The sequence below is a fragment of the Mycobacterium sp. 1245852.3 genome (genome assembly GCF_001669335.1).
Taxonomy (GTDB): Bacteria; Actinomycetota; Actinomycetes; order Mycobacteriales; family Mycobacteriaceae; genus Mycobacterium; species Mycobacterium europaeum_A.
In genome coordinates, this window is sequence record NZ_LZLL01000106.1 from 1 (window position 1) to 7,913 (window position 7,913).

Annotated in this window: 9 protein-coding genes; 3 read left to right on the forward strand and 6 right to left on the reverse strand. The window is 68.2% G+C overall.

Going from position 1 to position 7,913, the window contains the following annotated elements; genetic code table 11:
- Nucleotides 1-1,047 (reverse strand): NAD(+) synthase (locus tag A9W96_RS04660; protein ID WP_082972045.1); only part of this gene is annotated, 1,047 nt, incomplete at its 3' end.
- A gap of 59 nt (nt 1,048-1,106) precedes the next feature.
- On the opposite strand from A9W96_RS04660, the gene A9W96_RS04665 reads away from it, so the two are divergent.
- Together A9W96_RS04665 and A9W96_RS04670 are read left to right on the forward strand one after the other, a co-directional pair.
- Nucleotides 1,107-1,646 (forward strand): cysteine hydrolase family protein, encoded by a 540-nt coding sequence (locus A9W96_RS04665; RefSeq protein WP_066867070.1) that lies wholly within the window; start codon nt 1,107-1,109, stop codon nt 1,644-1,646.
- Between the two features lie 19 nt (nt 1,647-1,665).
- Nucleotides 1,666-2,514 carry an NAD-dependent protein deacetylase gene (locus A9W96_RS04670; RefSeq protein WP_067138186.1) on the forward strand — a complete coding sequence of 283 codons (849 nt, stop codon included), beginning with the start codon at nt 1,666-1,668 and terminating at the stop codon, nt 2,512-2,514.
- Here A9W96_RS04670 and A9W96_RS04675 read toward each other — a convergent pair.
- Nucleotides 2,511-3,788: a cytochrome P450 gene (locus A9W96_RS04675; protein ID WP_067138181.1), complete on the reverse strand. Its 1,278-nt coding sequence runs from the start codon at nt 3,786-3,788 to the stop codon at nt 2,511-2,513. The genes A9W96_RS04670 and A9W96_RS04675 overlap by 4 nt on opposite strands.
- A gap of 106 nt (nt 3,789-3,894) precedes the next feature.
- Here A9W96_RS04675 and A9W96_RS04680 point away from each other — a divergent pair, with 106 nt between their 5' ends.
- Complete coding sequence (locus A9W96_RS04680; RefSeq protein ID WP_066867067.1) at nt 3,895-4,545, forward strand: TetR/AcrR family transcriptional regulator; 651 nt, start codon at nt 3,895-3,897, stop codon at nt 4,543-4,545.
- A gap of 85 nt (nt 4,546-4,630) precedes the next feature.
- On the opposite strand, the gene proB is transcribed toward A9W96_RS04680, so the two are convergent.
- The 4 genes from proB to rplU all read right to left on the reverse strand — a co-directional run bounded on the left by proB (nt 4,631) and on the right by rplU (nt 7,884).
- On the reverse strand, nt 4,631-5,734 hold the full coding sequence (proB, locus tag A9W96_RS04685; protein ID WP_067138183.1) for a glutamate 5-kinase: 1,104 nt from the start codon (nt 5,732-5,734) through the stop codon (nt 4,631-4,633).
- Entirely contained in the window at nt 5,731-7,230 is a 1,500-nt protein-coding gene (obgE, locus tag A9W96_RS04690; RefSeq protein ID WP_067138184.1) for a GTPase ObgE, read from the reverse strand. Before obgE ends, proB begins: the two co-directional genes overlap by 4 nt.
- A gap of 61 nt (nt 7,231-7,291) precedes the next feature.
- Nucleotides 7,292-7,558, reverse strand: coding sequence for a 50S ribosomal protein L27 (rpmA, locus tag A9W96_RS04695; protein WP_008255217.1), 267 nt, complete (start codon nt 7,556-7,558; stop codon nt 7,292-7,294).
- A 14-nt stretch (nt 7,559-7,572) separates the two neighbouring features.
- Complete coding sequence (gene rplU / locus A9W96_RS04700) at nt 7,573-7,884, reverse strand: 50S ribosomal protein L21 (protein WP_007769829.1); 312 nt, start codon at nt 7,882-7,884, stop codon at nt 7,573-7,575.
- Nucleotides 7,885-7,913: the final 29 nt, after the last annotated feature.

Genomic DNA, 7,913 nt, shown 5'->3' on the forward strand with positions numbered 1-7,913 from the left:
GGCGACCTGGATGTTGTAGCCCTCGAAGCAATCCTGTTCCAGCCGTTGCGGATCGGCGGGGACGAAGGGGAAGCGCTCGATTTCGCGGCGCAGGCCGATGTCCCCGCCGGGTGGGTCCAACCGAAATTCGATGTGCCGATAGGCATCCGTGGTCGTCCGGTGGTGGCGCCGGTTGTCATCGAAGGTGCCCATCCGCAGCCGCTCCGAGCGGAGCAGTTCGACGTCGACGTCGGCGATGCTGCGCCGCTCCCCCTTGGGAAAGCGCTCGGAGGAGGCCAGCATCACGCCGTTTTCGAACACCATGGTTTGGCCGTCCCAGGCCAGATCCGTCGTCGATTCGCCTTCTCCGGCAGCCGAATACACGTAGGCGGCCAGGCAACGCGACGAGGCCGACCGGGCCAGCAGGCAGCGGTCCTCGGCGCGCCCGATCGTGATCGGGCTGCCGGACAGGTTGGCCAGCACCGTCGCACCCGCCAGCGCGGCCTCGGCGCTCGGCGGAATCGGCACGAACATGTCCTCGCAAATCTCCACGTGCAGCACGAAGCCGGGCACGTCGGAAGCCGTGAAGAGCAGGTCGGGACCGAACGGCGCCTCGACGCCGGCCAGCCGGATGGTGCCACGCTCGTCATCGCCGGGTGCGATCTGGCGGCGCTCGTAGAACTCCCGATAGGTGGGCAGGTACGACTTCGGGGCCACCCCCAGCACCGCGCCGCGATGGATCACCACCGCGGCGTTGTAGATCCGGTGCCGATGACGCAGCGGGGCACCGACGACCAACACCGGCAGCAGCTCGGCCGACGCCGCGACGATCTCCTCGATGGCCGTCTCGACGTCGTCGAGCAGCAGGTCTTGCAGCAGGATGTCTTCGATGGAATAGCCGGACAGGGTCAGCTCCGGGAACACGGCCAGCGCGACGGCGTCGTCGTGGCACTCCTGCGCCATCCGCAGGACCGTCTCGGCGTTGGCGGCCGGGTCACCGATGGCGGTGTGGTGGGTGCATGCGGCGACGCGGACGAACCCCTGGCTGTAAGCGTTGTAAAAGTCCATCGCCCTTCCATTGTCGTCGCTGGCGTGTCAACTCGCCGCGGCCGGGTATCCCCGACGACATGAGCGACACTGCTGTCCTGGTAGTCGACATGTTGAACACGTATCAGCATCCCGACGCTGAAAATTTAATACCCAATGTCGAGAAGATCATCGAGCCTTTGACCGATTTGGTCCGCCGGGCCCGTGAAACCGACGACGTCGACTTGGTGTACATCAACGACAACTACGGCGATTTCACCGCCCAGTTCTCCGATATCGTCCGGTCCGCATGCGACGGGGCCAGGCCCGATCTGGTGAAGCCGATCCTGCCGGCCGACGAGTGCCGCGTGATGACCAAGGTGCGGCACAGCGCTTTCTACGCGTCACCCCTGGACTACTTGCTCAACCGGCTGGAGACCAAGCGGGTGATCCTGACCGGCCAGGTCACCGAGCAGTGCATTCTCTACACCGCGCTGGACGCCTACGTGCGCCATTTCCCCGTCGTTATCCCCACCGACGCCGTCGCCGGGATCGACAACGAACTGTGTGAGGCCGCCCTGAAGATGATGGAGCAGAACATGTCCGCCGAGCTCACGACGGCCGCGGACTGCCTGGGCTGAGCCTCGTACTCTGGGTGTGGTGACCGTCGGCTGCGCAGAATCCCCGGAACTGGTCACGCTGTTGGCAGGGCGCCGGATCGCGGTGCTGACGGGCGCGGGCCTGTCCACCGATTCGGGCATCCCCGATTACCGCGGGCCCGATTCGCCGCCGAGCAACCCGATGACCATCCGCCAGTTCACCAGCGATCCGGCGTTTCGGCAGCGATATTGGGCGCGCAACCACGTCGGATGGCGCCACATGGACGACACGCTGCCCAACGCGGGCCACCGGGCGCTGGCCGCGCTCGAGGCCGCGTCGGTGGTCACCGGCGTGATCACCCAGAACGTCGACCTGCTGCACTCCAAGGCGGGCAGCCGAAACGTCATCAACCTGCACGGCACCTACGCGCGGGTGATCTGCCTGAGCTGCGGCTCCACCATGGCCCGCGCCGCGCTGGCCGACCGGCTGGAAGAGCTCAACCCCGGCTTCATCGAGCGCGCCGAGGCCATCGGTGGGCTGGCGGTGGCGCCCGACGCCGACGCCGTCGTCGCGGACACCGCGTCGTTCCGGTATCTGGATTGCGAGCGCTGCGGCGGCATGCTCAAGCCCGACATCGTCTACTTCGGCGAAAGCGTCCCCAAAGACGTTGTGGCCCAAGCGTATCGGTTGGTCGAGGCGGCGGATGCGCTGCTGGTCGCCGGCTCGTCGCTGACCGTGTTCTCCGGCTACCGCTTTGTGCGTCACGCCGCCGCGCTGGGCATCCCGGTGGCCATCGTCAACCGTGGCGGTACCCGCGGCGACGATCTGGCCACCGTCAAGGTCGATGGCGGCTGCTCGGAGTTGCTGGCCCTGCTCGCCGACGAGTTAGCGCCCCTGGCAACGCATTAGAAGGTGCACGGCATGCTGCGGATGGCGTGCACGAAGTTGCCCGCCAGGTAGGAAGGCTCGCCCGCCGCGATGTCGGGCAGTTGACGGAACAGCTCGCCGAAGATGGCGCGCAGCTGCGCGCGCGCGACGTGGGCACCGAGGCAGAAGTGCAGCCCGCCACCGCCGAAGCCGACGTGGGGGTTGGGGTCGCGGCTCAGGTTCAAGCGCTCCGGGTGGTCGAACGCCTCGGTGTCCCAGTTGCCGGACGGGTAGAACATGACCACCTTCTCCCCCGCCCGGATGGCCTGACCGCCCAGCTCGATATCCGTTGCGGCGGTGCGGCGGAAGGTCATCACCGGCGTCGCCCACCGGATGAACTCCTCGATGGCCGTGCCGATTCGGTTGTCGAAATCCTCGAGCAGCCATGCCTTTTCGCGGGGAAAATCGGTGAGCGCCCGCAGGGTATGACTGATGGTCTGACGGGTGGTGTCGTTGCCCGCCACCGACAGCAGGACGAAGAACGCCGCCACCTCCGCGTCTTCGAGCCGGTCGCCGTCGACTTCGGCGGTGACCAGGCTGCTGATCAGGTCGTCACCCGGGTGTTCGCGACGTTCGGTGGCCAACGTGCCGACGACTTGGTGCAGATACATTTGGTTTTCCAACAGGACCTCCAGCGCCGGGCGTCCGCCGAGGAACTGCGGGTCCGCCCAGGAGACCAGGGCATCGGTGGCGTGCGCCATGCGCTCACGTTCGGATTCCGGAATCGCCATCATGTCCGACAGGGTGCGGATGGGCAGTTCCTTGGCGCAGTGGTCGACGAAATCCGCGCCGCTGCCTGCGGATCGGAGCTCTTCGACGATGGTCTTGGCGTTGGCCTTGATCGAGTCTTCGATGCGGCGGACCTGGCGGGGGCTCAGCGCGGCATGAGCGAGCTTGCGCAGCTTGGTGTGTCGCGGCGGGTCCATCGCCAGGAACGACTGCGACGCCTCGAGCAGCTCCACCGGGATGCTCTCGAACATCACCCCGTGGCCGGACAGGAAGACGTCGTTGTTGCGGCTCACCGCGACGATGTCGGAGCGCCGGGTGACCGCCCAGAAGCCGGGGTCGGCCGGATCGGGCATCAGCGAATCCTCGACCGGTGGATGCCAGCTCACCGGCCGCTCGGCCCGCAGCACGGCGAAGGAGCGCTCCCGATCGGCCGCGGTGGTGGACCAGAAGGCGCGCGAGGACAGATCGATCTCGTCGTAGGCACGGCCGGACTTGTCGGTCCCGGACTTACCCGTCAGCACGGCCATGGTGGTGATCCTCCGTCTCGTATGACACCGGTCACAGGCTCCCTGCGACGATATGCCTAGACACTCTGTCTAGTCAATATGTCGAGTACTCGGTTATGCTCGGCGCATGCCGTCGCTCACCCGCAAGCCGCAGGGCAACCGCAGCCTGGGCCGCGAGCAGCGGCGCGAGCGGATGGAGCGCCGGCTGCTGGACGCCACCGAACGGCTGATGCGCGACGGCGCGAGCTTCACCGAACTCAGCGTGGATCGGCTCTCCGGTGAGGCCGGCATCTCCCGGGCCAGCTTCTACATCTACTTCGAGGACAAGGGGCATCTGCTGCGCCGGCTTGCGGGCCAGGTATTCGGCGATCTGACCGACGGCGCGCGGAGTTGGTGGAGCGTGGCCGGGCGCCGTGACCCCGAGGACGTGCGGACCGCGATGAGCCGCATCATCGCCACCTACCGGCGCCACCAGGCGGTGCTGGTCGCGCTCAACGAGATGGCCGCCTACGACCCGCTGACGGCGGACACGTATCGCGAACTGCTGACCGGCATCTCCGAGCAGCTCACCCACGTCATCGAAGACGGCCAGGCGGACGGCTCGATCCGCCCGGAACTGGCCGCGCTCACCACGGCCAGCGCGCTGACGTGGATGGTCGAACGGGCCTGCCAGCAGAACCTCCCGACCAAGCCCGGCGACTACGACGCCGAACTGGCCGCCACCCTGGCCGAGATCGTCTGGGGCGCACTGTATCTCAAGCCCATCTCGGAGCACTGACCCGACCGCCGCAATTGCGCTAGCACATGCGCTAGTTCGTTCCGGAAGGTCGTCATGGTCCCGAGGCGGCGTCGCCGGGGACCTCCTACACCGCCACCAAATCGTCGGCGTGCACCGCGGGCCTGCGCAACTCGTCGGGCAGCTCGGAGGTCGAGCGGCCCATCGTGGTGACCAGTTCGGTCGCGTCGTAGGCGACCACACCGCGGGCCACCATCACCCCGTCCGGGTCGCGCAACTCGACCACGTCGCCGGCGTAAAAGCGGCCCGAGACCGCGGTGATCCCGGCGGGCAGCAGCGAGCGACGCTGGCGCACCACCGCGCGCACCGCACCCTCGTCCAGGGTCAGGGCACCGGCAGCCTCGGCGGCGTAACGCACCCAGAACCGCCGGGCCGACATCCGCACCGGGCGTGCCGCGAACACCGTGCCGACCGAAGCGTCGGTGAGCGCGGTCGCGGCGTCGGCGGCGGCTGCCAGCAACACCGGCACACCGGCATCGGCGGCCAGCAGCGCCGACGACATCTTGGAGGTCATGCCGCCGGTGCCCAAATCGCTTCCGGGGCCGGCGATTACACCGATCAGATCCGCGGAGCTGGACACTTCCGCGATGAACCTGGCGCCTTCGGTCTTTCGGGGATCCGCGTCGTAGAGTCCGTCGATGTCGGACAGCAACACCAGCGCCTCGGCGCCGACCAGGTGAGCCACCAGCGCCGAAAGCCGGTCGTTGTCACCGAACCGGATCTCGTTGGTGGCCACCGTGTCGTTCTCGTTGACGATCGCCACCGCATGCAGGGCGCGCAGCCGATCCAGCGTGCGCTGGGCGTTGGTGTGCTGGGCCCGCATCGAGATGTCGTGCGCGCTCAGCAGCACCTGGCCGACCGTGCGGCCATAGCGGGCGAACGCGGCGCTCCACGAATTCACCAGCGCGACCTGACCGACGCTGGCCGCGGCCTGTTTCGTCGCCAAATCCCTTGGCCGACGGGATAATCCGAGCGGCTCGATGCCGGCGGCGATGGCTCCCGACGAGACGATGACGACGTCGGTCCCCGCCTTCATCCGGGCCTCGATCGCGTCGGCGAGCCCGGCCAGCCGGCCCGCGTCGAACACCCCGGCCGGTGTGGTCAGCGCGTTTGTGCCCACCTTGACCACCAGGCTGCGCGCAGTGCGGATGACGTCGCGGTGCGCGGTCACTGCTCCTCACCGCGTACTCTGGTTCTGCGCCGCTCCTCAGCATCGCTGCGCTCTGCATCGTCGCCGGCGCGTCGCTGGCGCCGGGCGGCCTTGCGTTCGGCGGCGCCGACGCGCTCGGTGCGCTCCAGCCTCGTGTCGGTTCCGCGACCGGATAGCGCAACCTGTTGTCCCGCAGGCGTTTGCGGCTCCCAATCGAACGTCATGTCCCCGATGGTCACTGCGCAGCCCGGCCGCGCGCCCAGCCGCAGCAACTCCTCTTCGACGCCCAGGCGCGCCAACCGGTCGGCCAGATATCCCACGGCCTCGTCGTTGTCGAAGTTGGTCTGGCGGATCCAGCGTTCGGGGCGTGCGCCGCTGACCACGAAGGCGCCGGGCTGCTGGGGATCCGGCTGCACACTGAAGCCGCTGTCGTCGACGGGTACCGGCCGGATCACCGGGCGCCGCGGCACGATCTCGGGCTGGGCCGCCTGGTAGTCCGAGATGATCTGCCACAGCCCGAATATCAACGGCTGCAGGCCTTCTCGTGCCACGGTCGACACCAGGAACACCGGCCAGCCGCGCTGGGCGATCTCGTCACGGACAAACTCGGCAAGCTCGCGCGCCTCGGGGACGTCGATCTTGTTGAGCACTACGGCGCGGGGCCGCTCGGTCAGATCACCCAGTGCCGCATCCCCTTGCAGGGTGGGCGTATACGCGGCGAGTTCGGCCTCCAGCGCATCGATGTCGGAGATGGGGTCACGGCCGGGATCCGCGGTGGCGCAGTCGACGACGTGCACCAGCACGGCGCATCGCTCGATGTGGCGGAGGAAATCCAGGCCCAGGCCGCGGCCCTGCGATGCACCCGGGATCAGGCCGGGCACGTCGGCAACGGTGAAGGTGTGTTCGCCCGCCGATACCACCCCGAGGTTGGGCACCAGCGTGGTGAACGGATAGTCGGCGATCTTGGGCTTGGCGGCCGAGATCGTGGACACCAGCGAAGATTTGCCGGCCGAGGGAAAACCGATCAGGCCGGCGTCGGCCACGGTCTTGAGTTCCAGCGTCAGGTCGCGGGTCTGGCCCTGCTCGCCCAGCAGCGCAAAGCCGGGAGCCTTGCGGGCCCGCGAGGCGAGTGCGGCGTTGCCCAGCCCGCCGCGTCCACCCGCGGCCGCTTCGAACCGGGTGCCCGCGCCGACCAGGTCGGCGAGCAGCCGACCGTTTTCGTCGAGGACGACGGTGCCGTCGGGCACTTTGACTTCCAGGTCGGCGCCGGCGGCGCCGTCGCGATTGTTGCCCATGCCCTGCTTGCCCGACGGGGCGGTGACGTGGGGGTGGAAATGGAAGTCGAGCAGGGTGTGCACCTGCGGATCGACGACGAACACGATGCTGCCGCCGCGCCCGCCGTTACCGCCGTCGGGGCCTCCGAGCGGCTTGAACTTCTCGCGATGGACGGAGGCGCATCCGTTACCGCCGGCACCGGCACGCGCATGGATGACGACGCGGTCGACGAACCGAGGCATCGTGGGTCCTCTCACCTACCACCGGGCGCCGAAATCACCGGGCTGGGCCCGGAAACACACCTCAGTCGGTGGCTTGCCCGGCGGCCACGATGTTGACGGTCTTGCGGCCGCGCTTGATGCCGAACTCGACGGCGCCGGCCTCCTTGGCGAACAACGTGTCGTCCCCGCCACGCCCGACGCCCACGCCCGGGTGGAACTTGGTGCCGCGCTGCCGGACGATGATCTCGCCCGCCTTGACGACCTGGCCGCCGAATCGCTTCACGCCCAGCCGCTGCGCGGCGGAATCGCGACCGTTGCGCGAGCTGGAAGCGCCCTTCTTGTGTGCCATCTCTGCCGCCTTCGCTACTTGATCCCGGTGACCTTCAGGACCGTCAGCTGCTGACGGTGTCCCTGACGCTTGTGGTAGCCGGTCTTGTTCCTGAACTTGTGGATGCGGATCTTGGGACCCTTGGTGTGCTCGAGCACCTCGCCGGTCACTGCGACCTTGGCCAGCGCGGCCGCGTCGGTGGTCACCTTGGCGCCGTCCACCACCAGGGCAACCGGCAGCGACACGTTCGAGCCGGGCTCGGATTCGAGCTTCTCGACCTTGACGACGTCCCCGACGGCGACCTTGTACTGCTTGCCGCCCGTCTTCACGATTGCGTAGGTCGCCATCGTCGTTCTGCTCCTTCTTCTAGCCGCTG

Excerpts from the sequence above, each read along its gene's own strand:
- A9W96_RS04665 (WP_066867070.1), top strand. The coding sequence starts at position 1,107 with ATGAGCGACACTGCTGTCCTGGTAGTCGACATGTTGAACACGTATCAG.
- A9W96_RS04675 (WP_067138181.1), bottom strand. The coding sequence starts at position 3,788 with ATGGCCGTGCTGACGGGTAAGTCCGGGACCGACAAGTCCGGCCGTGCC.
- A9W96_RS04680 (WP_066867067.1), top strand. The coding sequence starts at position 3,895 with ATGCCGTCGCTCACCCGCAAGCCGCAGGGCAACCGCAGCCTGGGCCGC.
- obgE (WP_067138184.1), bottom strand. The coding sequence starts at position 7,230 with ATGCCTCGGTTCGTCGACCGCGTCGTCATCCATGCGCGTGCCGGTGCC.
- rpmA (WP_008255217.1), bottom strand. The coding sequence starts at position 7,558 with ATGGCACACAAGAAGGGCGCTTCCAGCTCGCGCAACGGTCGCGATTCC.
- rplU (WP_007769829.1), bottom strand. The coding sequence starts at position 7,884 with ATGGCGACCTACGCAATCGTGAAGACGGGCGGCAAGCAGTACAAGGTC.